The 22,205-nt window shown below is 69.2% G+C and carries 24 protein-coding genes; 13 read left to right on the top strand and 11 right to left on the bottom strand.

Going from position 1 to position 22,205, the window contains the following annotated elements; all coding sequences use genetic code 11:
• Window positions 1-68 precede the first annotated feature (68 nt).
• Together LOK44_RS01495 and LOK44_RS01490 are read left to right on the top strand one after the other, a co-directional pair.
• On the top strand, window positions 69-638 hold the full coding sequence (locus LOK44_RS01495) for a TetR/AcrR family transcriptional regulator (RefSeq protein ID WP_237568201.1): 570 nt from the start codon (window positions 69-71) through the stop codon (window positions 636-638).
• Window positions 635-2,872 carry a molybdopterin-dependent oxidoreductase gene (locus LOK44_RS01490; protein WP_237568199.1) on the top strand — a complete coding sequence of 746 codons (2,238 nt, stop codon included), beginning with the start codon at window positions 635-637 and terminating at the stop codon, window positions 2,870-2,872. The genes LOK44_RS01495 and LOK44_RS01490 overlap by 4 nt, the downstream gene beginning before the upstream one ends.
• Before the next feature lie 28 nt (window positions 2,873-2,900).
• Here the strand turns inward: LOK44_RS01490 and LOK44_RS01485 are convergent, their stop codons facing one another.
• Complete coding sequence (locus tag LOK44_RS01485) at window positions 2,901-3,542, bottom strand: hypothetical protein (protein WP_237568198.1); 642 nt, start codon at window positions 3,540-3,542, stop codon at window positions 2,901-2,903.
• Window positions 3,543-3,780: 238 nt separating this feature from the next.
• On the opposite strand from LOK44_RS01485, the gene LOK44_RS01480 reads away from it, so the two are divergent.
• Window positions 3,781-5,064, top strand: a complete 1,284-nt coding sequence (locus LOK44_RS01480; protein WP_237568196.1) for a cytochrome P450 — start codon at window positions 3,781-3,783, stop codon at window positions 5,062-5,064.
• On the opposite strand, the gene LOK44_RS01475 is transcribed toward LOK44_RS01480, so the two are convergent.
• Window positions 5,028-5,381, bottom strand: a complete 354-nt coding sequence (locus tag LOK44_RS01475) for a hypothetical protein (protein ID WP_237568195.1) — start codon at window positions 5,379-5,381, stop codon at window positions 5,028-5,030. The genes LOK44_RS01480 and LOK44_RS01475 overlap by 37 nt on opposite strands.
• Window positions 5,382-5,526: 145 nt before the next feature.
• On the opposite strand from LOK44_RS01475, the gene LOK44_RS01470 reads away from it, so the two are divergent.
• The 3 genes from LOK44_RS01470 to LOK44_RS01460 are packed head-to-tail and all read left to right on the top strand — an operon-like array spanning window position 5,527 to window position 7,715.
• Window positions 5,527-6,270, top strand: coding sequence for a helix-turn-helix domain-containing protein (locus LOK44_RS01470; RefSeq protein ID WP_237568922.1), 744 nt, complete (start codon window positions 5,527-5,529; stop codon window positions 6,268-6,270).
• Window positions 6,271-6,318: 48 nt separating this feature from the next.
• On the top strand, window positions 6,319-7,041 hold the full coding sequence (locus LOK44_RS01465) for a FadR/GntR family transcriptional regulator (RefSeq protein WP_237568194.1): 723 nt from the start codon (window positions 6,319-6,321) through the stop codon (window positions 7,039-7,041).
• Window positions 7,038-7,715, top strand: coding sequence for a sterol desaturase family protein (locus tag LOK44_RS01460; RefSeq protein ID WP_237568193.1), 678 nt, complete (start codon window positions 7,038-7,040; stop codon window positions 7,713-7,715). Before LOK44_RS01465 ends, LOK44_RS01460 begins: the two co-directional genes overlap by 4 nt.
• Here the strand turns inward: LOK44_RS01460 and LOK44_RS01455 are convergent.
• Genes LOK44_RS01455 through LOK44_RS01445 form a run of 3 tightly spaced genes read right to left on the bottom strand, consistent with a single transcriptional unit; the run spans window position 7,699 to window position 10,449 of the window.
• Complete coding sequence (locus LOK44_RS01455) at window positions 7,699-8,496, bottom strand: L,D-transpeptidase (RefSeq protein ID WP_237568192.1); 798 nt, start codon at window positions 8,494-8,496, stop codon at window positions 7,699-7,701. The two genes, LOK44_RS01460 and LOK44_RS01455, sit on opposite strands and share 17 nt — an antisense overlap.
• 20 nt (window positions 8,497-8,516) lie before the next feature.
• Window positions 8,517-9,122 carry a Pr6Pr family membrane protein gene (locus tag LOK44_RS01450; protein WP_237568191.1) on the bottom strand — a complete coding sequence of 202 codons (606 nt, stop codon included), beginning with the start codon at window positions 9,120-9,122 and terminating at the stop codon, window positions 8,517-8,519.
• A 13-nt stretch (window positions 9,123-9,135) separates the two neighbouring features.
• Complete coding sequence (locus LOK44_RS01445; RefSeq protein WP_443678090.1) at window positions 9,136-10,449, bottom strand: DUF7159 family protein; 1,314 nt, start codon at window positions 10,447-10,449, stop codon at window positions 9,136-9,138.
• 227 nt (window positions 10,450-10,676) lie between these two features.
• Here LOK44_RS01445 and LOK44_RS01440 point away from each other — a divergent pair, with 227 nt between their 5' ends.
• Entirely contained in the window at window positions 10,677-12,140 is a 1,464-nt protein-coding gene (locus LOK44_RS01440) for a peptide MFS transporter (protein ID WP_237568189.1), read from the top strand.
• A 98-nt stretch (window positions 12,141-12,238) separates the two neighbouring features.
• On the top strand, window positions 12,239-12,445 hold the full coding sequence (locus LOK44_RS01435) for a hypothetical protein (RefSeq protein WP_237568188.1): 207 nt from the start codon (window positions 12,239-12,241) through the stop codon (window positions 12,443-12,445).
• Between the two features lie 4 nt (window positions 12,446-12,449).
• Here LOK44_RS01435 and LOK44_RS01430 read toward each other — a convergent pair whose 3' ends face one another.
• Window positions 12,450-13,400 carry a threonine ammonia-lyase gene (locus LOK44_RS01430; protein ID WP_237568187.1) on the bottom strand — a complete coding sequence of 317 codons (951 nt, stop codon included), beginning with the start codon at window positions 13,398-13,400 and terminating at the stop codon, window positions 12,450-12,452.
• Window positions 13,401-13,494: 94 nt separating this feature from the next.
• On the opposite strand from LOK44_RS01430, the gene LOK44_RS01425 reads away from it, so the two are divergent.
• Window positions 13,495-13,953 carry an acyl-CoA thioesterase gene (locus LOK44_RS01425; protein ID WP_237568186.1) on the top strand — a complete coding sequence of 153 codons (459 nt, stop codon included), beginning with the start codon at window positions 13,495-13,497 and terminating at the stop codon, window positions 13,951-13,953.
• A 44-nt stretch (window positions 13,954-13,997) separates the two neighbouring features.
• Entirely contained in the window at window positions 13,998-14,996 is a 999-nt protein-coding gene (speB, locus tag LOK44_RS01420) for an agmatinase (protein WP_372481179.1), read from the top strand.
• A 10-nt stretch (window positions 14,997-15,006) separates the two neighbouring features.
• On the opposite strand, the gene LOK44_RS01415 is transcribed toward speB, so the two are convergent.
• The 4 genes from LOK44_RS01415 to LOK44_RS01400 form a co-directional block, all read right to left on the bottom strand.
• A complete protein-coding gene (locus tag LOK44_RS01415) occupies window positions 15,007-15,489 on the bottom strand; it encodes a lipoprotein LppJ family protein (RefSeq protein WP_237568184.1) in 483 nt (160 codons plus the stop codon).
• Between the two features lie 84 nt (window positions 15,490-15,573).
• Window positions 15,574-16,458: a cyclopropane mycolic acid synthase family methyltransferase gene (locus LOK44_RS01410; RefSeq protein WP_237568183.1), complete on the bottom strand. Its 885-nt coding sequence runs from the start codon at window positions 16,456-16,458 to the stop codon at window positions 15,574-15,576.
• Between the two features lie 200 nt (window positions 16,459-16,658).
• Window positions 16,659-16,961 carry a putative quinol monooxygenase gene (locus tag LOK44_RS01405; RefSeq protein WP_237568182.1) on the bottom strand — a complete coding sequence of 101 codons (303 nt, stop codon included), beginning with the start codon at window positions 16,959-16,961 and terminating at the stop codon, window positions 16,659-16,661.
• A gap of 16 nt (window positions 16,962-16,977) precedes the next feature.
• On the bottom strand, window positions 16,978-17,859 hold the full coding sequence (locus LOK44_RS01400) for a TIGR03854 family LLM class F420-dependent oxidoreductase (RefSeq protein ID WP_237568181.1): 882 nt from the start codon (window positions 17,857-17,859) through the stop codon (window positions 16,978-16,980).
• Window positions 17,860-17,979: 120 nt separating this feature from the next.
• On the opposite strand from LOK44_RS01400, the gene LOK44_RS01395 reads away from it, so the two are divergent.
• Entirely contained in the window at window positions 17,980-18,432 is a 453-nt protein-coding gene (locus tag LOK44_RS01395; protein ID WP_237568180.1) for an SRPBCC family protein, read from the top strand.
• Between the two features lie 12 nt (window positions 18,433-18,444).
• Here the strand turns inward: LOK44_RS01395 and LOK44_RS01390 are convergent, their stop codons facing one another.
• Entirely contained in the window at window positions 18,445-20,370 is a 1,926-nt protein-coding gene (locus LOK44_RS01390) for a flavin-containing monooxygenase (RefSeq protein ID WP_237568179.1), read from the bottom strand.
• Window positions 20,371-20,421: 51 nt separating this feature from the next.
• On the opposite strand from LOK44_RS01390, the gene LOK44_RS01385 reads away from it, so the two are divergent.
• The gene (locus tag LOK44_RS01385; RefSeq protein WP_237568178.1) at window positions 20,422-20,868 is read left to right on the top strand and encodes a hypothetical protein; all 447 of its coding nucleotides are present in this window, start codon (window positions 20,422-20,424) and stop codon (window positions 20,866-20,868) included.
• Window positions 20,869-20,918: 50 nt separating this feature from the next.
• A complete protein-coding gene (locus LOK44_RS01380; protein ID WP_237568177.1) occupies window positions 20,919-22,187 on the top strand; it encodes a cytochrome P450 in 1,269 nt (422 codons plus the stop codon).
• The last annotated feature ends 18 nt before the right edge of the window (window positions 22,188-22,205 follow it).

Below are 22,205 nucleotides of genomic sequence, written 5' to 3'. Positions count from 1 at the left end.
CGGGGCTATCGGCCCGCTACGGCGCTATGTATGCTGCTCTACATAATCAATGCCGAGGAGGCGCCACAGTGGTCAGTCCACGGGAACGGATGGTCGTCTCGACCGCTCTGCTGATCCGCGAGCGCGGCGCACATTCGACCGCGATCTCCGACGTCCTCGCGCACAGCGGTGCCCCGCGCGGGTCGGCCTACCACTACTTCCCCGGTGGCCGTAACCAATTGCTCTGCGAGGCAGTCGATTACGCCGCTGACTTCGTTGCCGCTCAGATCGACGCCGCCCGGGATGCCCTCGAGGTGCTCGACGTCGTGTTCGACGGCTTCCGTGCCTCGCTGGCCGAGTCGGACTACCGCGCCGGATGCCCCGTCGTCGCGGTGGCAGTCGAGGCGGACAACGCGCCGGCGCTCGACCGGGCCGCCGTGGCCTTCACGCGGTGGACCGAGTCGATCCGGCGACGACTCGAGGACGACGGCGTCGCCCGGGAGCGTGCCGAGGAGATCGCGATGCTGCTGATGACCTCGCTCGAGGGCGCGATCGTGGTGGCGCGCGCGACGCGCGACGCCACACCGATCGACCTCGTCCACAGACAGCTGCGCGCCATCGTGGCGGCAGAGACCGGAGAAGGGAAGTCGTCGCGATGACCACCGACGTCACCACCGAATGGCAGGCCACGGCCTGCATCCTGTGCGAATGCAACTGCGGCATCGTCGTGCAGACCGAGGACCGCACGATCGCCAAGATCCGCGGCGACAAGGCGCATCCCGCGTCGCAGGGCTACACCTGCAACAAGGCGCTGCGCCTGGACCACTATCAGAACGACCGCAACCGGCTCACCTCTCCCTTGCGCCGCCGCCCCGACGGCTCCTACGAGGAGATCGACTGGGACACAGCCATTCTCGAGATCGCCGAGGGCTTCGCCCGGATCCGGGACGAGCACGGCGGGGACAAGGTGTTCTACTACGGCGGTGGCGGCCAGGGCAACCACCTTGGTGGCGCATACAGCGGCGCCTTCCTGCGCGCCATCGGCTCCCGCTACCGCTCGAACGCGTTGGCACAGGAGAAGACCGGTGAACACTGGGTCGACCGGCACCTCTACGGCGGCCATACCCGCGGTGAGTTCGAGCATGCCGAGGTGTCGGTGTTCGTCGGCAAGAACCCGTGGATGTCGCAGAGCTTCCCCCGTGCCCGGGTGGTGCTCAACGAGATCGCCAAGGACCCCGGACGCTCGATGATCGTGATCGACCCCGTCGTCACCGACACCGCGAAGCTGGCGGACTTCCACCTGCGGGTCCGGCCCGGCACCGACGCCTGGTGCCTCGCTGCGCTCGCCGCGGTGCTCGTCACCGAGAACCTGTGCGACGACGCCTTCCTTGCCCAGCACGTCACCGGCGTCGACGCGGTGCGCGAGGTGCTGCGCGAGGTCCCGATCGCCGACTACGCGCAGCGTTGCGGCGTGGCGGAGGACCTGATCCGCGGCGCTGCTCGGCGCATCGCGGCCGCGTCGAGCGTCGCGGTGTTCGAAGACCTCGGCGTTCAGCAGGCACCCAACAGCACGCTGTGCTCCTACCTCGACAAGCTGCTGTGGATCCTCACCGGCAGCTTCGCCAAACGCGGTGCGCAGCATCTGCATTCGATGTTCGCGCCGTTGTTCGCCACCAGCGGGGTCGGGCGGACGCCGGTGACGGGAGCGCCGGTCATCGCAGGGCTGGTCCCCAGCAACGTCGTGCCGCAGGAGATCCTGACCGATCACCCAGACCGGTTCCGCGCCATGATCGTCGAGAGCAGCAATCCCGCGCACTCGGTGGCCGACTCGGCCGCCGTCCGGGAGGCGCTGTCGTCGCTGGAACTGCTCGTCGTCATCGACGTCGCGATGACCGAGACGGCCCGGCTCGCCGACTACGTGCTGCCTGCGGCCAGTCAGTTCGAGAAGCCCGAGGCGACCTTCTTCAATCTGGAGTTCCCGCACAACACCTTCCACCTGCGGCACCCGATCTTCGAGCCACTGCCGGGCACGCTGGCCGAACCCGAGATCTGGGCCCGGTTGGTGCGTGCGCTCGGAGTGGTCGACGAGGAGGATCTGCGACCGCTGCGCCTGGCCGCCGAGTCCGGGCTGGACGCCTACGCGCAGGCCTTCTTCGTCGCCGTCAGTGCCAATCCGGCGCTGGGCCGGGTGCTGCCGTTCGTGCTGTACGAGACGCTCGGGCCCACCCTGCCCGACGGCCTCGCCGGCGCCGCCGCGCTGTGGGGCCTGGCGCAGAAGACGGCGATGACCTATCCGCAGGCCGTGCAGCGTGCCGGGCACGCCGACGGCAACGCACTGTTCGAGGCGATCCTGTCCAGCCGATCCGGCGTGACGTTCAGCGTGCACGAGTACGCCGACGACTTCGACCTGATCACCCACGAGGACAAGCGGATCGCCCTCGAGATGCCCGAGATGCTCGCCGAGATCGGCAAGCTACGCGACGCGCCCGCCCGGCTGACCACCGACGAGTTCCCGCTCGTGCTGTCGGCGGGCGAGCGACGTGCGTACACCGCCAACGACATCCTGCGCGATCCGGCGTGGCGCAAGCGCGACGTCGACGGTGCGTTGCGCATCAGCGTGGCAGACGCGATGGCCATCGGGCTGGTGGACGGCGGATCGGCGCGCATCACCACCGCAGCCGGGTCGGCGCGAGCGACGGTCGAGATCAGCGATGCCATGCTGCCGGGTCACGTGTCACTACCCAACGGCTACGGCCTGGATCACCGCGACGCCGACGGCGCGTCGCACACGCCCGGCGTGGCGCCCAATGCGCTCACGTCGTCCGACTGGCGCGACGCGTACGCGGGAACGCCGTGGCACAAGCACGTGCCCGCGCGCGTCGAGGCGGGCTAGGAACCGGTGGACTGAGCGCCGAGGTCGGTCAGGCGCCGGGAGCCGGGAGCAGCAGCGGGCCAGGTGCCGGCGCGGGAGCCGGAGCGGCGGCGGGGGCCGGTGCAGGCGCGGGCGGCGGGGGCAACAGTGGCGCCGGTGCCCCGGGGGCTGCGGCGGGAGCGGGAACGGCAGCGGGAGCGACCGAATCGACACCGCTGCGCGGCACGTTCGGGCCCGCGGCCTGCTGGGGGTACGGCGTGTTCATGCCACGCTGCGCGAGCCCCATGATCAGGGCCTCCTTGCCGCTGATCTCCTTGTTCTGCACCGCCTGCCACAGGTCCTTCAGGTAGCTGACGTTCGGATCGTCGTTGCCCTTGGCCGCCGGATCCATCGTCGACCCCGGCGGCAGCGCGTCCGGGCTCGGGATGTGCGGCACTCCCTCTGCGGGGGCGGGCGCCGGAAGGGCTTCGGCAGGCGCCTGCTGGCCTGCGGCGGCCTGCAGTGGTGCGGCGGGCGCAGGTCCGGCCGGGGGCGCGGGGACCAGGGGGCCCGCGACCGACGGGACGGCAGGCGGTGGCGGAGGCGGGACGCCGGGGTCGGCTGACGCGGTTGCGGTCACGCAGACCGCGGCGATCAGTCCGGACGCGCCGCAGAGCGCGGCGGTCAGAAACCTTCGTGTGTCGTTGCCCATCACGGTGGCCTCTCGAGGTGTTACGGCTGGTACGGAAGTTACTCAGGGTCGCTCAACGAGTATTCCGAATTCTGCCGCACTTCGTTACACGGGCGCATCCCCAGAGCCGAGATCGTCGGTGTCCGGCACGGCTGAACACGTTCTACTCGGAACTTTCTCCAACCTGCCGCGGTACCTCCGACGTGTGGTGTAGCTATGGAATACGCCACTAGATCGCCTCGTGTGAGGAGTGACCAAGATGCCGGAGACTGCTGTGCCGGATGCCACCAACGGCCCGAACCTTCCCGCCGGCTTCGACTTCACCGACCCGGACATCTATGCCGAGCGGTTGCCGGTCGAGGAACTCGCCGAGATGCGCAAGGTCGCGCCGATCTGGTGGAACGAGCAGCCAGAGGGAGTCGGCGGATTCGGCGACGGCGGCTACTGGGTGGTCACCAAGCACAAGGACGTCAAGGAGGTGTCGCGCCGCAGCGACGTCTTTTCCAGCCTGCAGAAGACGGCCCTACCGCGCTACAAGGACGGCACGGTCGACAGCCAGATCGAGACCGGCAAGTTCGTGCTGCTCAACATGGACGCGCCGCACCACACCCACCTGCGCAAGATCGTCTCGCGCGCCTTCACCCCGCGGGCCGTCGAACAGCTGCGCGCCGATCTGGCGCAGCGCGCCCGCGACATCGCGCAGAAGGCGGTTGCCGAGGGCACCGGCGACTTCGTCGAGCAGGTGTCGGCCGAACTGCCCCTGCAGGCCATCGCCGGACTGATGGGCGTGCCGCAGGAAGACCGGATGAAGCTCTTCCACTGGTCCAACCAGATGGTCGGCGACATGGACCCGGAGTTCGCAGGCAACGATGCCATCAGCGCGTCGGTCGAGCTGATCACCTACGGCATGCAGCTGGCCGCCGAGCGGGCGGACACCCCGGGTGAGGACCTCGTCACCAAGCTGGTCCAGGCCGACGTCGAGGGGCACAAGCTCAGCGACGACGAGCTCGGTTTCTTCGTCATCCTGCTGGCCGTGGCGGGCAACGAGACGACCAGGAACTCGATCACCCAGGGGATGATGGCCTTCGCCGACTTCCCGGATCAGTGGGAGCTGTTCAAGCGCGAGCGGCCCGCCACCGCCGCCGACGAGATCGTCCGGTGGGCCACCCCCGTCACGTCGTTCCAGCGCACCGCGCTCGAGGACACCGAGCTGTCGGGCGTTCAGATCAAGAAGGGCCAGCGGGTGGTGATGATGTACCGCTCGGCCAACTTCGACGAGGACGTCTTCGACCGCCCCTACGAGTTCGACATCCTGCGTGATCCCAACCCGCACGTCGGTTTCGGCGGTACCGGGGCCCACTACTGCATCGGCACCAACCTCGCGCGCATGACGATCGACCTGATGTTCAACGCCATCGCCGATGCGATGCCGGACCTGACCCCGCTGGCCAAGCCCGAGCGACTCCGGTCGGGTTGGCTCAACGGGATCAAGCACTGGCAGGTCGACTACACGGGCGGCGCCAAAGGGGCTGCGGCGCACTGACGTTCGGTGACCCTCGGCGCAGGAGGGTAGTGGACGATGGTTCGCCAATAGTCCTCGGGAATCTCCCGGCCCGTCCGCAGCACCAACGCCAAGCCGGTGGCCATGGCGATGCCGAGCAGCCCGAGCCACAGCCCGGCCAGCGCGATGAACACCCACAGCGCCGTGGTGACGGCCGGCCACGGGGACACCACGGCCAGCGCGGGTGCGAAGAAGAACCCCATCCCGATGTACCACGACGAGCCGGCTCGATCGCACTTCAGCACGGTGCGCAACCAGCGCGGGACGGGCGGGGCGGGGCTGCGCGGGTGAGACCTCATCGTCTGCTCCTCGGTCGGTCGGACACCACGAGCGTCCCGCCCCGACGTAACCGGCGCAATTACCCGTGAGGTAGTGGAGCCCGGGGCGCCGCTGCGTGACACTGGCGGGGTGACCGTCACCTCCCCCGCCCCGTTCGGCACGCTGATGCGCCAGTGGCGGCAGCGCCGCCGGCTCAGCCAGCTCGACCTTGCGCTCGAGGCCAACGTGTCGTCGCGTCACGTCAGCTTCATCGAGACGGGACGGTCGTCGCCGAGCAGGGCCATGGTGCTACGCCTCGCCGACGCGCTCGACGTCCCACTGCGCGAACAGAATCGGCTGTTGCTGGCCGCTGGGCTCGCCCCGATCCACGCGGAACGCTCGCTCGACGACCCGGAGATGGCCCCAGTGCGCGAGGGCGTCCACCGCGTGCTCGCGGCCTACGAGCCCTACCCCTGCCTGGCGGTCGATCGCGGCTGGCGGATCGTCGCGATGAACGCGGGCGCGGGCATCCTCGCCCATGGCGTCGCCGAGCATCTGCTCGAGGAGCCGAACGCGCTCCGGCTGTCGTTGCATCCCGAGGGACTGGCGCCGCGCATCCGCAACCTCGGTCAGTGGCGTCACCACGTGATCGGCCGGTTGCGCCGCGAGGTCGCGGCAAGCGGGTCCGGCGAACTGGCTGCGCTGCTCGCCGAGATCGAGGCCTACCCGGGAGGTTTCGACGAATCCCGTGATCTCGGCGGCGTGGTGGTGCCGCTGAAGATCGAAGGCGCCGGCGGCGTCGTGCTGACGTTCCTGAGCACCGTCACGACCTTCGGTACGGCGCTGGATCTGACGGCGGCCGAACTTAGCATCGAGGCGTTCCTGCCTGCCGACGACGTCACCACGGAGGCCTTGCGAGCCGATCCCTGACTGGTATGACCACTTGACCTCATACCGATTCAGTGGCAGATTCCGGGTATGGCCCTGCAACCCGTCAACCGTCGATCAGTCCCCGAGGACGTCTTCGAGCAAATCGTCACCGAGGTGCTCAGCGGTGACATGCGCCCCGGTGACGCGCTGCCGAGCGAACGCCGACTCGCTGAGGTGCTGGGGGTGTCTCGGCCTGCGATCCGCGAGGCACTCAAGCGACTGACCGAAGCCGGCCTAGTCGACGTGCGCCAGGGCGATGCCACAACCATCCGCGACTTCCGCAAGCACGCCGGACTCGACCTGCTCCCCCGCCTGCTGCTGCGGGCGGGCGAACTGGACCTCACCGTCGTCCGCAGCATCCTCGAGACCCGGCTGCACAACGGACCGAAGATCGCCGAACTCGCGGCGCGGCGCCGCGCCCCGGATCTCGCGGAGCTCCTCGACGAGACGGTCGCCGCACTGGAGGCCGAAACCGACCCGGTCGAACTTCAGCGCGTCGCGCTGACCTTCTGGGATCACGTGGTCGACGGCGCCGACTCGATCGCATTCCGGTTGATGTACAACACGCTTCGGGCCACCTACGAGCCTGCCCTGCCAGCGCTGGCCACCATGATGGCCGACGAGGTCGGCCGCGCCGACGGCTATCGCGCCGTGGCCGACGCCATCCGCGCGGGCAACCCGGCCGCCGCCGAGCACGCCGCCCGAGCGCTGCTCGAACCCGCCACCACGGCCCTGCTGAACGTAATCGCCGAACTGGAGGAGAGCCGATGACCACCGCCCGGAATCCGCGCACCGACCGCCGCGCGTTCACCCTGTCCGACGCCGTCGCAGAATTCGGCAGGCACCCATCGCCGTGGATGATCGGGGCGGTGCTGACGGGCGCCCTGGCTGCGCGTGGCGTGGTCGGCGACTGGCGGGTGAGCGACGCAGTGGTGCCGCTCGCCATGCTCGCGGTGTTCCCGTTCTTCGAGTGGCTGGTGCATGTGTTCGTGCTGCACTGGCGCCCCAGACGCGTCGGCGGCATGACGGTCGACTCGCTGCTGGCCCGCAAGCACCGAGAGCATCACGTCGACCCGCGCAACGTCCCGCTGATCTTCATTCCGTGGCGCGCGCTGCTGTGGGTGCTGCCGCTCGCGACCGCAATCGCGGTGCTCGCCTTCCCGAGAGTCGGTCTCGGACTGACGTTCCTGGTGTTCCTTGCGATCCTCGGACTCGCCTACGAGTGGTGCCACTACCTGATCCACAGCGACTACAAGCCGAAGTCCGCGCTCTACCGCGCGGTGTGGCGCAACCACCGCCACCACCACTACAAGAACGAGCACTACTGGTTCACGGTCACGACGACCGGCACGGCCGACAGGGTGCTGGGAACCTACCCGGACCCGGCGACGGTGCCCGCTTCACCGACGGCGAAGAACCTGCACGGTTCTACGACTGGACGATGACCGGGTCGCCCTTGCTGACGTTGTCGAAGTACCAGGAGGCGTTGTCAGGGCTGAGGTTGATGCAGCCGTGGCTCACGTTCGCGTAGCCCTGCGAGCCGGTGGACCACGGCGCGCCGTGCACGTAGACGCCACCCCAGGTGATGCGCACCGCGTCGTAGACCGTGAGCTTGTAGCCCTCGGGATCGCCGAGCGGGATGCCGATGGTGCGCGAGTCCATCACCACGACGTCCTGCTTCTCGAGCACGGTGAACGACCCGATCGGCGTGGCGAACTTCGGCTTGCCCATCGACGCGGGCATCTCCCGTGCGACCACGCCGTCGATGCTGACCGTGAACGTGTAAGCGTTCACGTCGGCGACGCCGACCACCGACGCACCGGTCTGAAAGTTGGTCTTCGCGCCGCCGACCGACAGCGAGATCGTGCTGTGTGCGGGCCAGAACCCGGTCGGCTTGAACTGCACGACCTGGTCGGAAAGCCAGACGAACTCACCGGCCGGCACGGGCGACGACGTGAACTCGATGCTCCGTTGCGCGGCGAGCCGGTTCGCCACCGGGGCGCCGAACGTCACCGTCACGGGATGACCGACGCCGACGACCTCGCCTGCCGAGGGCGAGACGGCAGCCACCGGGACGGCTGAGGGCACCGCCATGCCTGCACTGCTCACCCCCGCCGATGCGGTTCCGGCCAACAGCACCAGGGACAGGCCGGCAGCAGATGCTGCCAGCACACGTTGCACGGCGTTACGCAAGGTCAATCCTCCGAGGTCGATGGCCTTCTCCATGCTAGATCGGTTCTGAAGCGCTAAGCGTTAGCCGCGCGTGTCCGCGAGGACGCCGCCAGCAGATAACCGATGCCTAGGAAGCAGCTCAACAGGAGGGCGCAGTTCGCCAGAACCGTCGGCACGCCGACGCTCGTGGGATCCAGGAAGTAGTACGGCGCGCGCCGGCCCGCGGAGTTCAGCACCAAGAACGCCAACGCGCCGTAGGCGGCCGGGTAGGCCAGCCATGCGATCGGCTGCCACCACCGGACCACTCGGTCGTTGCGCCCGATCGCGAACCAGTCGACGAGCGCCAGTGCCGGAACCACGACGTGCAGCAGCAGGTTCGCCGGCGTGTATCCCATGCTGCGCCCGGTGAGGAACAGGTTCCACACCAGGCCCGCGACGACGACGTAGACCACGACAGCCCCTCGGATGCCGTTGCGCCGATTGGCTTCCGGCGAGACGAGCGTCCAGGCGTAGAAGGCGGCGGCGATCACGTTCACCTGGTAGGTGAACGTGATCAGCCGCCATGCCACGCCGGAGCGCGACGTGAGTTCGACGAGAACGACGGCAGCGATGACCGCGCCTACGATCGCCAGCCGGAGCGCGATGCGGAGGCAGTCTCGGGCCCCATCGGGTGTTGCCAAACCGTCGACCCGACTACTGACCCGGAACGTACGGGGGCGTCGCGGGCACGGCCGGGGCCACCTGCGACTGATCGTCGTCCCCGAGGAACGGGATCTTGTCGCGGATGCGGCCCAAGATGCCCGGCTTCTTGGTGGGAGCCGTGTAGTTGGGGACCAGCGGACCCGTTCCCGTGGCCGGCGGCGTAACGACCGCGGGCGGCGGTGCGATGACTGGGGCCACCACCGGAGGCTCCTGGTAGACCGGCGCCAGCGGCGGGGGCTCGGCGACGACGGGCGCCTCCGGAACGAAGGCGGCGTCGGGCGCCGCTGCGGGCGCGACCTCGATCGGCGGCGCCTCGGGTGCGGGTGGGGCCTCCGCGATGACGGGCGGTGCGGCAGGAGCCGGAGGAATGGCGACCGGCGGGGCGAGCATCGACGGGTTGGCCCTGGCCGCGGCCGGTGCCTGCGGCGCGTCTGCGGCGGCGGCGGCCGGGCTGGCAGGCGCATCCCTGCGCGGCGACAGTTCGAGGCTGACCGCCACCGAGACCGACACGACGAACGTCAGCACACCGGCGACGAGCATTCCTGCCGCGCCCACCGGCACCCGGCCGCGCCGGGTCTGTCGGGCGTGGTCACCGGTGGTCAGCGCGTAGGCGGCGAACTCGCCGCCGGGGTCGAGCGGGCCGTCGATGCTCTGCGCCGAGGCGAGCGCCGCTCCCCTGGCCAGTGCCAATTGGGCCTCTTCGGGGGTGAACACCGGAACCGACAGCGCGTCCTCGAGTTCGGGCACGATCGAGGAGAATCCTCCTGCCGAGCCCACCACCACCAGCGCCTCGGGCTGCCAGTCGGCCTTGGTGAAGATTGTGCTCAGCCAGCCGATCAGGTCGTCGTCGGAGTAGATGGAGTGGTTGAACGCGGTCTGCACGGCGCCGCTGCTCGCGTGCACGACGAGGCTGATCACCGTCTCGGGTTCGATGACGCACACGGCGGTGGTCTCGAAGCCGACCACGGCGGCCATGCCGCGGGCCAGCGCTTCGGTGGCCTCGGGCATCCGGATCGGCATCACGTTGTCGAAGCCTGATTCCGACAGCGATTTCATCAGCATCGACGCCTCGGCGTCGGCGTCCTCGCTCCACGTCACGCCGATCGACGTCAGCCGCAGTCCGCGCGTCGCGGCGAGGGCCTCCGTGCGCCGCACGGCGGCGGCGGCCTGCTCGGAGGTCTCGACCGCCCCGGCGTGCACCTCGAAGGCATTGCCGTCCACCGTCGCGCCGTCGGCGTCCTGTCCCTCGACGAGGACCAGTCCGACGGACGTGGGAGTCATCGACAACCCGAGTACCGCGTCCACATGCACCCCTATTTCGAACCATGCGGTGGCCACGTCGAACGGATCATTGGCGCCGGGACAGGGCCCGGTCCGTACCGAGGCGCGACGAGCGCGGCGCCGACGTGTGGCACACCTTCAGCGCGACACTACCGAACCGGCGGGTGCGCAGCGCGCCGGGCATTGGCGGTCCCGTGTCCGGAGGCCACTTCCTCGGTGACGTCGCCGCCGGCGTGGCAGGGTGTTTCCCCATGACTTCTGGACATGCCGGGGAGGCAACGCACGACCGAACCGTGTTCGGCCATCCGCTCGGTCTGACGAACCTCTTCGGGGTCGAGCTGTGGGAGCGGTTCTCGTACTACGGGATGCTCACGATCCTCGGCTACTACCTGTACTACTCGGCGACCGACGGCGGGCTCGGCCTCCCGCAGGCGACCGCGACGGGCATCGTCGGCGCCTACGGTGGTCTGGTCTATCTGTCGACGGTGCTCGGCGGCTGGGTCGCCGACCGGGTGCTCGGCATGGAGCGCACCGTGTTCTACGGCGGCGTCGTGGTGATGCTCGGCCACATCGCACTCGCGATCCTGCCGGGCCTGGCCGGCGTCGGGGCCGGGCTGGTCCTGGTGGCACTCGGTTCCGGCGCGCTCAAGGCCAACGCATCGTCGCTGCTCGGCACCCTCTACGACAAGGGCGACGCCCGGGCCGACGGCGGCTTCACCCTCTTCTACCTCGGCATCAACCTCGGTGCGTTCATCGGGCCGCTCATCACCGGCCTGCTGCAGACCCGTGTCGGCTTCCACGTCGGTTTCGGGGCCGCCGCCGTCGGCATGGCGCTGGGACTCGCGCAGTACGTGGCATTCCGTCGCAACCTGGGCGAGCACGGTCGGGAGGTCCCGAACCCGTTGCCCCGCGAGGCGTTCGCGAAGTACGCCGCGGTCGGGGTGGTCGCGCTGCTGCTGGTCGTCGCAACCCTGTTCACCGGCCTGATCACGCTGGCGAACCTGTCGCAGGTGACCACGGGCGTGATCGTCGTCGCCTCGATCGCCTACTTCGCGGTGATGCTCCGCAGCAGCCACGTCGAACGGGTCGAGAAGACGCGGGTGCGTGCCTTCATCCCGTTGTTCGTCGCCAACGCGGTGTTTTGGTCGCTGTTCCAGCAGATCTTCACGGTGCTCGCGGTGTACTCCGACGAACGCATGGACTGGACCATCTTCGGCTGGACCGCGCCGTCGAGCTGGATCGGCTCGATCGAACCCGTGTGGATCATCCTGCTCTCGCCGCTGTTCGCGGTGCTGTGGACGCGGCTGGGCAACCGCGCCCCGACGACGCCGCGCAAGTTCGCCTACGGCGTCATGGGGATGGGTGCGGCCTTCCTGCTGTTCCTGCCGATGGCGGGTACGACGGGACGTACGGTGCCGGCGCTGGTGGTGGCGGGCATCCTCGCGGCGTTCGCGGTGTCGGAGCTGATGATCTCGCCGATCGGACTGGCGGTGACCACGCAGTTGGCGCCCACGGCGTTCCGGGCTCAGATGATGGCCCTCTACTTCTTCTCGGTGGGTCTGGGGACCTCGATGTCGGGCGTGCTGTCGGGGTATTACGACCCGGCCAAGGAATTCGCCTACTTCGGCATCCTGGGCGTCGTCGCCATCGTCGCCGGTGTCGTGGTCTGGGCGCTGTCCGGCTGGATCAGCCGGCTGATGGAGGGCGTGCACTAGGAGACCGAACCGTGACCGGAGCTTCACGGGAATCGCCGTCCGGGTCCGCGATGATGTGACCACGGACACACCCCGGCTGGAGGAGGCGGCAGATGGTCATGACGTCCCCGCGCGACGCCATCGACGGCGTCGAGCACGGCACGGTCCTCGTCCACGCACTGGGCCTTGGTCACTCGGTTGCGGTCTGCTCGTGCGGATGGTTCGGCGGTCGCCGCTTCCTCAGGGCCGCCGCCGAACAGGACGCGTGGGAACACGCCATGGCCCGGCACTGCGAGGTGTCGTCGCCGCTGGTGGTCCCCTGGTAGTCGGTCAGCCCGCCAGGATCTCCGACAGCAGCGCTGGCTCGACGTTCCCGCCGGACAGGATGACGACGGTCTTGCCCGGTCGAGCCGCGGCGCGGTAGGCCGCCAGCGCCACCGCGCCACTCGGCTCGGCGATCAGGTGGGCGCGCAAGGCCAATTCGCGCACGGCGGACCGAATGTCGTTCTCCGAGACGGTGATCAGGTCGTCGAGCACCCGCCGCAGGTGCGCGAACGTCAGCTCCGACGGCTGCGACCGCAGACCGTCGGCGATCGTCCGGTTGCGATCCTCGATGGGCCAGTCGACCGGGTGGCCGACACGCAGTCCCTCAGCGGTGTCCGCGGCGAGTTCCGGCTCGACCCCGATCACCCGGACCTCCGGTCGCAGCGCCTTGAGCGCGGTGCCGATTCCCGAGGCCAGCCCTCCCCCGCTGACGGGCACCATCACCGTGTCGACGTCGGGCATGTCCTCGACGATCTCGAGGCCGATCGTGCCCTGTCCGGCGATGACGTCGGGGTGATCGAACGGCGGAATGAGAACGCCGTCGGTGTCGGCGACGACCTGGGCGGCGACGGCCTCGCGCTGCCCCGCGGCGCAGAGCACCACCTCGGCGCCCCACGTCCGGGTCGCCGCCACCTTGATCTCGGGCGTCTCGATCGGCATCACGATGTGCGCCGTGATGCCGTAGCGCGATGCCGCGTAGGCGACCGCCTGCGCGTGGTTGCCGCTCGAGTAGGCGACGACGCCCCTGGCCCTCGTCGCGTCGTCGAGCGAGGCGATGGCGTTGAAGGCGCCGCGCACCTTGAACGCACCGATGGATTGCAGGCTCTCGGGTTTGATCCACAGGCGCTGGTCGCGTTCGCCGTCGGCCCACGGTGCCGGGATCAGCGGCGTGCGCAACACCGACCCCCTGATCCGGTCGGCCGCCGCACGGACGTCGTCGATGGTGACCTGCTGCATCTCGTCCTCCGCGCTGAATCCGCCACTGCCGACCCTCGAGCCTAGTGACGGCACACCATTGCCCGGGGTGCCGGCACCGGGCACAGTGACGGACGTGAGTCAGCCCTTCGCGTTCCCGGTGGTGCCGCGCTACGCCGAGATCGACCAGCAGGGCGTGGTGTTCAACGGGCACTACCTCACCTGGTTCGACGAAGCCGCCACGGCGTTCTTCGACCACCTCGGCATCTCGTTCGCCGAGCTGAACGCGGCAGGCTGCGACCTCCAGGTCGTGCACACCGAACTCGACTATTCGGCACCGGTGCGGTGGCGGGACGCAGTACGCGTGCTGGTGACCAGCGTGGCGACCGGCACGACGAGCCTCACGCTCGGCTTCGAGGCGTGGCGGCGGGCCGCCACCGACGACGCCGAGTGCGTCGCGGTCACCGGGCGCACCGTCTACGTCGTCGTGTCGACCACGGACTGGACCAAGCGAGAGATCCCGGCGGAGTTGCGCTCGGCGCTGACATCCGTTGCGGCGCATAGCTTGCCGACAAGGGGTACGGTCACGTCATGAGCCACCAGCACGAGCACGGCCCGCAGCGCGATCTGCCGCCCGGCATGGCCGAGCAATTGGACCTGCCGTACTCGGGGCTGGCGACGTTCGGGCACCGCCCGTTCCTCACCGAGACCGAGCAGCTCGACTCGTGGCAACCCGACGTCGCGATCGTCGGGGCGCCGTTCGACGTCGCCACCACCAACCGGCCGGGAGCGCGGTTCGGCCCAAGGGCGATCCGGGCCACGGCGTACGAGCCGGGCACCTATCACATGGACCTCGGGCTCGAGATCTTCGACTGGCTCGAGGTCGTCGACTACGGCGACGCCTACTGTCCGCACGGGCAAACCGAGGTGTCGCACGCCAACATTCGCGAACGCGTGCACGCCGTCGCGTCGCGCGGAATCGTCCCGGTCGTGCTCGGCGGTGACCACTCCATCACGTGGCCATCGGCGACGGCCGTCGCCGACGTGCACGGCTACGGAAACGTCGGCATCGTGCACTTCGACGCACACGCCGACACCGCCGACATCATCGACGGCAATCTCGCCAGCCACGGCACGCCGATGCGCAGGCTCATCGAGTCGGGTGCCGTCCCCGGCACCCACTTCGTCCAGGTCGGCTTGCGCGGGTACTGGCCGCCGCAGGACACGTTCGAGTGGATGCAGGAACAGGGCATGGTCTGGCACACCATGCAGGAGATCTGGGAGCGCGGCTTCAAGCCGGTCATGGTCGACGCCGTCGGGGAGGCGCTCGCGAAGGCGGACAAGCTGTACCTGTCCGTCGACATCGATGTCCTCGATCCCGCCCACGCGCCAGGGACCGGCACCCCCGAGCCCGGCGGCATCACGAGCGTGGACCTGCTGCGGATGGTGCGCCAGCTCTGCTACGAACACGACGTCGCCGGTGTCGACGTCGTGGAGGTGGCACCCGCCTACGATCACGCCGAGCTGACCGTCAACGCGGCGCACCGCGTCGTGTTCGAGGCACTGGCAGGCATGGCCGCCCGGCGCCGTGACGCCGCGGGCGGCGAGGTCGGCCCACCCGGGCGGCCCAGGTCCTAGCCCCAGCTGGTCACGAGCCGGCGCGCAGCCGGTCGCCGATCTCGGTCCACACGCCTTCGTTGGTGACGGCGTCGACGGCGCACTCGCCCGACAGCCGCATCGTGGCGACGTCGAGGCGTTCGGGATTGCGGTAGAAGACGGCGATGACACCACCCCTGGTGAGCTTCTTGCCGAAGTACTCCGCCACGACTCCCGAGTCGGCCCATCCGTCGGCGACCAGGTCGGCTGCCACGCGATTCAGGTAGCCCACGGTGTTGCCCTCGGGCAGCGCGAACGTCATGTGCACCACCGGGCGGTACGGCGGTCCGGTCGCCGACCCGCACGACATGCTCGTCCGCCCACCCGCCGGGCGTTCCAACCGGGCTGCGACGACGGCGTCCCGCGCGGCCGCGGTCACCGACTCGGCGGCCGCGGCCTCGGTCATCCGCGGCACGCCCGCGGCGGGGTCCGGGCCGGGACGCGACAGCACCAGGAGGGCGAACACGCCGAACACCGCTGTGAGCGTGAGGGTCGCGGCCAGCAGCGCGACTGCCGCCCGCGAGCGGAGCCAGGCCGGGGTACCGCCGTCCGTGGTGGGTCAGCCCTTGGTCAGGGTGAACTGCGCGACGTCGGTGTAGCCCTTGCGGAACAGGTCGGCGCAGCCGGTGAGGTACCGCATGTACCGGTCGTAGACCTCTTGGGACTGGATGGCGATCGCCTCGTCCTTGCGCGCCTCGAGCGCTGCCGACCAGATGTCGAGCGTCTTCGCGTAGTGCAGGCGCAGCGGCTGGACGAGCTTGACCTCGAACCCGGCCTTCGTCGCGTGCTCGACGACCGTCTTGGCCTGCGGCAGATCACCGCCGGGGAAGATCTCGTCCATGATGAACTTGAAGAACCGCAGCATGGTCATGGTCATCGGCAGCGCGCGCTCGTGGTACTCCTCGTCGCTGGGCTTGATGATCGTGTGCAGCATCATCACGCCGTCGTCGGGCAGCACCTCGTAGGCCCTGGCGAAGAAGTCGGCGTAGCGGTCGCGACCGAAGTGCTCGAACGCGCCGATCGACACGATGCGGTCGACCTTCTCGTCGAACTGCTCCCAGCCCTGCAGCAGCACGCGCTTGCTGCGCGGGCTGTCCTTGGCGTCGAGCAGCTTCTGGACGTGTGCCTGCTGGTTGCGGCTCAGCGTCAGACCCACCACGTTGACGTCGTAGCGCTCCAGCGCACGGTTGATCGTGCCGCCCCAGCCGCAGCCGACGTCGAGCAGCGTCATGCCAGGCTCCAGGCCGAGCTTGCCGAGCGACAGATCGATCTTGGCGCGCTGGGCCTCCTCGAGCGTCATGTCGTCACGCTCGAAGTAGGCGCAGCTGTAGGTCTGCGTCGGGTCGAGGAACAGCCGGAAGAAGTCGTCGGACAGGTCGTAGTGCGCCTGGACGTCTTCGAAGTGCGGCGTGAGGCCCTCGGTCTGGCTTGGTGTGTCTGACAAGGTGATGGCCCCTTGGCGTCGTGAGGATGGTGTCGGCTGATTCGTGTCCAACGAAGGCTCCACCGGGCTCGGGAGCCTCGCCCGTACGTCCTGGGCAGTGTATGCACAGTACCCGAGCGGTTCGACACCCGGCGAATCCCGCACCCGCGCGCGCGTCCGTGCGAGCCCCGGGCGAAAGCCGCTCTGAGCTGGGCTTTCCGTTACGGCCCGAGGGGTCGGGCAGCTCCGCCCACGTCGTACTCGGCGACCGACGCGTCGAGCAGCGCTGCGTTCTGTTCGTCGCTGGGGCCGTCGCCGCGGAACGCCTCCACGGCGGCACGGGAGTCCCAGCGTTCGAAGACGTTGATCCGGCCGGGGTCGACCAGGTCGGCTCCGATCGCGAAGTCCAGGCAGCCCGGCGCCGCCCTGGCAGCCCGGACCACACTCGCGCAGCCCTGCAGGTAGTCGTCGCGGGCCTCCGGTGCGACGGTCAGGTGTCCGGACACGATCACGTGCTCGGCCATGGGGTCCTCCTCGCGGCTAGTTCTCCCGAGGCAGCAGTTCGGCGGCGAATCTCTCGACGAAACCGTCGAGGTCGCTGCCGCCTGCCGGCCTCACCACGAACTTGGACAACCCGGCCGCGGTGAACTCATCGACGAGGCGGTGCAGTGCGGGCCAGCCGTCGGCGACGAGGTCGGCGGGATCCACGTCGGGACGGCGGCTGCGGACCGCGGCCCTCAGGTCCTCCCCGAGCCCGCCCTCGCTGACCGCGAGGTTGATGCCGAAGTGGTCGGCTTCGATCTCCCGTCCGGCCTCGGCAGCGGACTCCTGGATCAGCTGCACCGCCCGCCGCGCCTCGTCGGGCGTGACGAAGCTGCCGAGCCAGCCATCGGCCAGCCTGCCGATGCGACGCAGCCCCGCGGGTGCGGACCCGCCGAGCCAGATGTCGAGCGGCCTGGCCAGCCGTGGCTGCACCTGCGGCGAACTCACCGAGAAGAGCTCACCCTCGAACCGCTCGCCGTCGGGTTGCAGTGCGGCGCGCAGTAGGCGCAGCGACTCGTCGAATACCGCGGCCCGCCTGCCTTCCGGCACCACGAACAGTTCGCGCTCGGTCGCGATCGCCGACCGCAGCCCGAACACCGGCAGCACCCGCTTGGGTGCGAGCGCCGCCAACGACGCGAGCTGCTTGGCCACCAACACCGGGTGTCTGCCCGGCAGCACGACGACCGACGTCCCCACCTTCAATCGCGTGGTCCGCGCCAGCGCGAACGCCATGCCGACGAACGGGTCGACGGCCTTGGAGTACACCAACTCCGAGAACCACAGCGAGTCGATGCCGAGCTCCTCGAGGCGGTCGACGAGGCCGGGCAGCGCGTCGGGGGCGGTCTCGCCTGCCAGGCCGACGCCGAAACGGATCTTCACCGGGGCGAGCGTAGCGACGGGGCGCCCTACCCGGCGCTGGTTCGCCGGGCGAGGGTGGCACGCTGAGTCAGCGGCCTGTGCTGAGGCCGACCAGTCCGACGCAGACGAGGGAGTGCCCTGATGAAGGCATCAGTGACCGTGTCCATGGCCGCCCCGCCGCAGCAGGTGTGGGAACTGGTGTCGGACGTCCGCAACACCGGCCGCTTCTCCCCCGAGACATTCGAGGCCGAATGGCTGGGCGGTGCGACGGGTCCGGAGTTGGGCGCGAAGTTCCGCGGCCACGTCCGGCGCAACGAGATCGGCCCCGTCTACTGGACGACGTGCCGCGTGACGGCGTGCGACCCCGGCCGCGAGTTCGGCTTCGAGGTCCTCATCGGCGACCGCCCCGTCAACAACTGGCGCTACCGGTTCGAACCCTCGGCCACCGGCACCGACGTCACCGAGTCGTTCTTCATGAACGAGGGCGTGTTCACCACGTTGTTCGGGCTGTTCGGCGGCCAGTTGCGTCGCCGCCGCAACGTCCGCGACATGCGCAAGACGCTCGAGGGGATCAAGGCGGTCGTCGAGGCCTGACTCTAAAAAGCCTCAGTCGAAGACGAAGTCGGCGGCGTTCACCGCCCGCGTCCATCCCCAGTAGTCGACCAGCCGCCACGGGCTGAGCGTGTACACCTCGCCGTAGGCGTTCTTGTAGAACGAATGCTCGATCGACGGCTGCGACCACACCATGGTCCGCATCTCGTCCTGGCTGCGGCGCACCCAGTCGTCGCAGACGTCCTGGCGGGGCTCCATCGACCGGTGGCCGCCGGCGATCAGCGTCGTCAAACAGTCCGTGATGTAGCGCATTTGGCATTCCGAGTGGAAGATCAGGCTGCCGCCGCTGGCGAGGTTGGTGCCTGGGCCATACATGCAGAACAGGTTCGGAAACCCGGGCACGGTGATGCCGAGATGGGCGACCGGTCGCTCACCCCAGCGGGTCATCAGGTCGTCGCCGTCGCGGCCCAGGATCGTCATCGGCCACAGCACGCGGTTGGCGTGGAACCCGGTGGCGTAGACGATCACGTCGGCCGGGTGACGCACGCCGTCCTCGGTCACGACGGCATCTGCCTCGATGCGGGCGATCGGCGTCCGTACGAGGTCGACGTCGTCCCGCGTCAACGTCTTCAGCCACGTGCCGTTGTCCTGCAGCGTGCGCTTGCCCGTCGCCGGATAGTCGGGCACCACCTTCGCGGCCAGCTCGGTGTCGCCGTCGAGCTGGCTGGTGATCCAGTCGGTGAACACCAACCGCGTCACCTCGCTGATCTCGCTCACCGCGCGCTGCTGGTCGGGGTAGTCGGGATCGACCCGCGCGGCGTCGAGCCCCTTGTCGCAGCCCGGCCAGAACAGCAGGAACCGGTACCACCTGCCGTAGAACGGCAGGTGCCGCAACGCCCACTGAACGCCTGATCCGACCTCGGCGTGGTAGTTGGGGTTGGGGAACATCCACTGCGCGGTGCGCTGGAAGACGGTGAGGTGCGCGACCTCGTCGGCGATGGCCGGGGCGATCTGGAAACCGCTGGCGCCCGCCCCGATCATCGCGACGCGCTTGCCCGCCAGGTCGACCGAGTGATCCCACTCCGCCGAGTGAAAGGCGCTGCCGCCGAATGTATCCCGGCCGGGTATGTCGGGCACCTTGGGCCGGTTCAACTGGCCGACGGCGCTGATCACCGCACGCGCGGTGAGGTCGGCCCGTTTTCCGTCGCGATCCCGTGTCGAGACCGTCCAGGTGGCGATGTCACCGTTCCAGCGAGCCTCGGTCACCTCCGTCTCCCAGCGCACGTGGGGGCGGATGCCGTGGCGGTCCATGACGCCCTCGAAGTACGCCTGCAGTTCGGGCGCCTCGGCGAAGAAGTGGGTCCACTGATCGGTGGGTTCGAAGCTGTAGCAGTAGAAGTGGTTGCCGACGTCGACCCGGGCGCCGGGGTACGTGTTCTGATACCAGGTGCCACCCACGCCTGCGTTGCGCTCGACGATGGTGAACGGAATCCCCGCCTCCCGCAAGCGGATTCCCGCCAGCAGTCCGGACTCGCCGCATCCGATCACGACGACGGGAAAGTCGGCGCACGCGGCCGGGTCCAGCGCCTCGGGGGCCCGGCCGTCGCGGCCGTCGAGTTCCATCTCCTCGGCCAGCATCGGCACGTACTCCTCGGGCACGGGCTCGCAGACCAGCCACTCCATCATCTCCTTGAGCAGTTCCGGTCCGATCGGCTCGGGCTCGGGGCAGCCGCGGTCCCGGTAGTCCCTGATCACCGTCAGGGCGAGGTCCCGTGCGGCCGCCTTGTCCTCCTCGGACAGGTAGCCCTGCACCTCGTTGAGGAAGAGCCCTGCCGGCCTGAGCGCTCCTCGGATCAATTCGGGGTCGCCGGACATGTGCACCAGCGACAGCATCAGCGTGGGGACGCTGACGTCGAGCAGTGCCCGGGCGATCTCCTCGTCGGAATCCGTAAAGGGTTGTCCGGCATGTGGGTTGCGCACCGCTTGAGTGCTACCACGTTTCCGGGCCAACCGTGCGGGTATTTGGTTTCGGTGACCGAGCACGCCGACGACGACAAGCCCGCAGACCACGACCGCAAGTTGCCCGACGACATCTCCGACGCGACCGTCGAAGCGGTTGGGTCGGTGTCCGAGGCCCTGGAGTGGGTCGAGCGCGCCCGCGGGCACCTCTACTCCTTCCACCAGCTGATGGGGCATGCCGACCTCACTCTCGGAGACGCCTGCGACAAGTTGCGCGACGCCGGCCACACCGAGGTGGCCGACCGACTCGAGACCGAGATGGTCGGCCGCAACGTGCTCAACGGCCGGTGGACGTTCCAGATCGTCGAGGACTTCGACGACAACTACTGGTCGGTGCTGCGCGACCACGAGCGGCGCGTCCGCGACCAACTGCAGCAGGGCCACCGGCACGTGTTCGAGGCCAGGATGAAGGAGGACCGGCGCACCCACGGTCGCGCCGGACACGAGGGCGCTCCGTGACTGGCGCTACGCTCGAAGGCATCTAGTCCTTCGACGGTGAAGGGGGCGACGTGGGTATCACGCCCCGTGTGAATGGCTCCGCTCCGCCCGACGTGCCGCTGTCGGAGATCAACCTCGGCTCGTGGGACTTCTGGGCGCTCGACGACGATCTGCGCGAGGGTGCATTCGCCACGCTGCGCCGTGAGGCGCCGGTGTCGTTGCAGCCGGAGTTCATCCAGGACGGGTTCGAAGGCGGTCGCGGGCATTGGGCCGTCACCCGGTACGACGACGTGTTCTACGCGAGCCGCCACCCGGAGATCTTCAGCTCGGCCCAGGGCATCACGATCGGCGATCAGACCCCCGAGCTCACCGAGTACTTCGGCTCGATGATCGCGATGGACGACCCGCGGCACACCCGGTTGCGCAACATCGTCCGCAGTGCGTTCACTCCGCGTGTCCTGTCGATGATCGAGGACTCGGTGCGCGACCGCGCGCGCAGGCTCGTCGAGCAGATGGTGGCGAACCATCCGGACGGGCGCGCCGACCTGGTGACCGAATTGGCCGGCCCGCTGCCGCTGCAGATCATCTGCGACATGATGGGCATCCCCGACGCGGACCACGACCGGATCTTCCACTGGACGAACGTCATCCTCGGCTTCGGCGATCCCGACATCACCACCGACTTCGACGAGTTCTTCCGGGTCGCGATGGACATCGGCGCCTACGCGTCGGCACTGGCCGACGACCGCCGCGCCAACCCGGGCGACGACCTCACCACCAGTCTGGTCAGGGCCGAACTCGACGGTGAGGGTCTGACGTCGAGCGAAGTGGCGTCGTTCTTCATCCTGCTGGTGGTGGCGGGCAACGAGACCACGCGCAACGCCATCAGCCACGGGGTGCTCGCGTTGAGCCGCCATCCCGAGCAGCGTGACGCGTGGTGGGCCGACTACGACGAGGTCGCCCCGACCGCGGTCGAGGAGATCGTGCGGTGGGCCTCACCGGTGAGCTACATGCGCCGGACGGTCACCCGCGAGGTCGAGATCGGTGGCGTCACGCTCGGCGAGGGCGACAAGGTCACCCTCTGGTACGGCTCGGCCAACCGCGACGAGTCGAAGTTCGCCGATCCGTGGACGTTCGACGTGCACCGGCACCCCAACCCGCACGTCGGGTTCGGGGGCGGCGGGGCGCACTTCTGCCTCGGCGCCAACCTGGCCCGCCGCGAGATCACCGTCGCGTTCGAGGAACTGCACCGCCAGATCCCCGACCTGACGGCCACCGAGGAGCCGGACAGACTGCAGTCCGCGTTCATCCACGGCATCAAACGGCTCCCGGTGGCGTGACGCCGGGCCCGCACGCGT

Source organism: Mycolicibacterium lacusdiani (assembly GCF_021916785.1).
Lineage (GTDB): Bacteria > Actinomycetota > Actinomycetes > Mycobacteriales > Mycobacteriaceae > Mycobacterium > Mycobacterium lacusdiani.
Note: the sequence above shows the minus strand (reverse complement) of the source record. Positions and strands in the feature narration are given on the sequence as shown.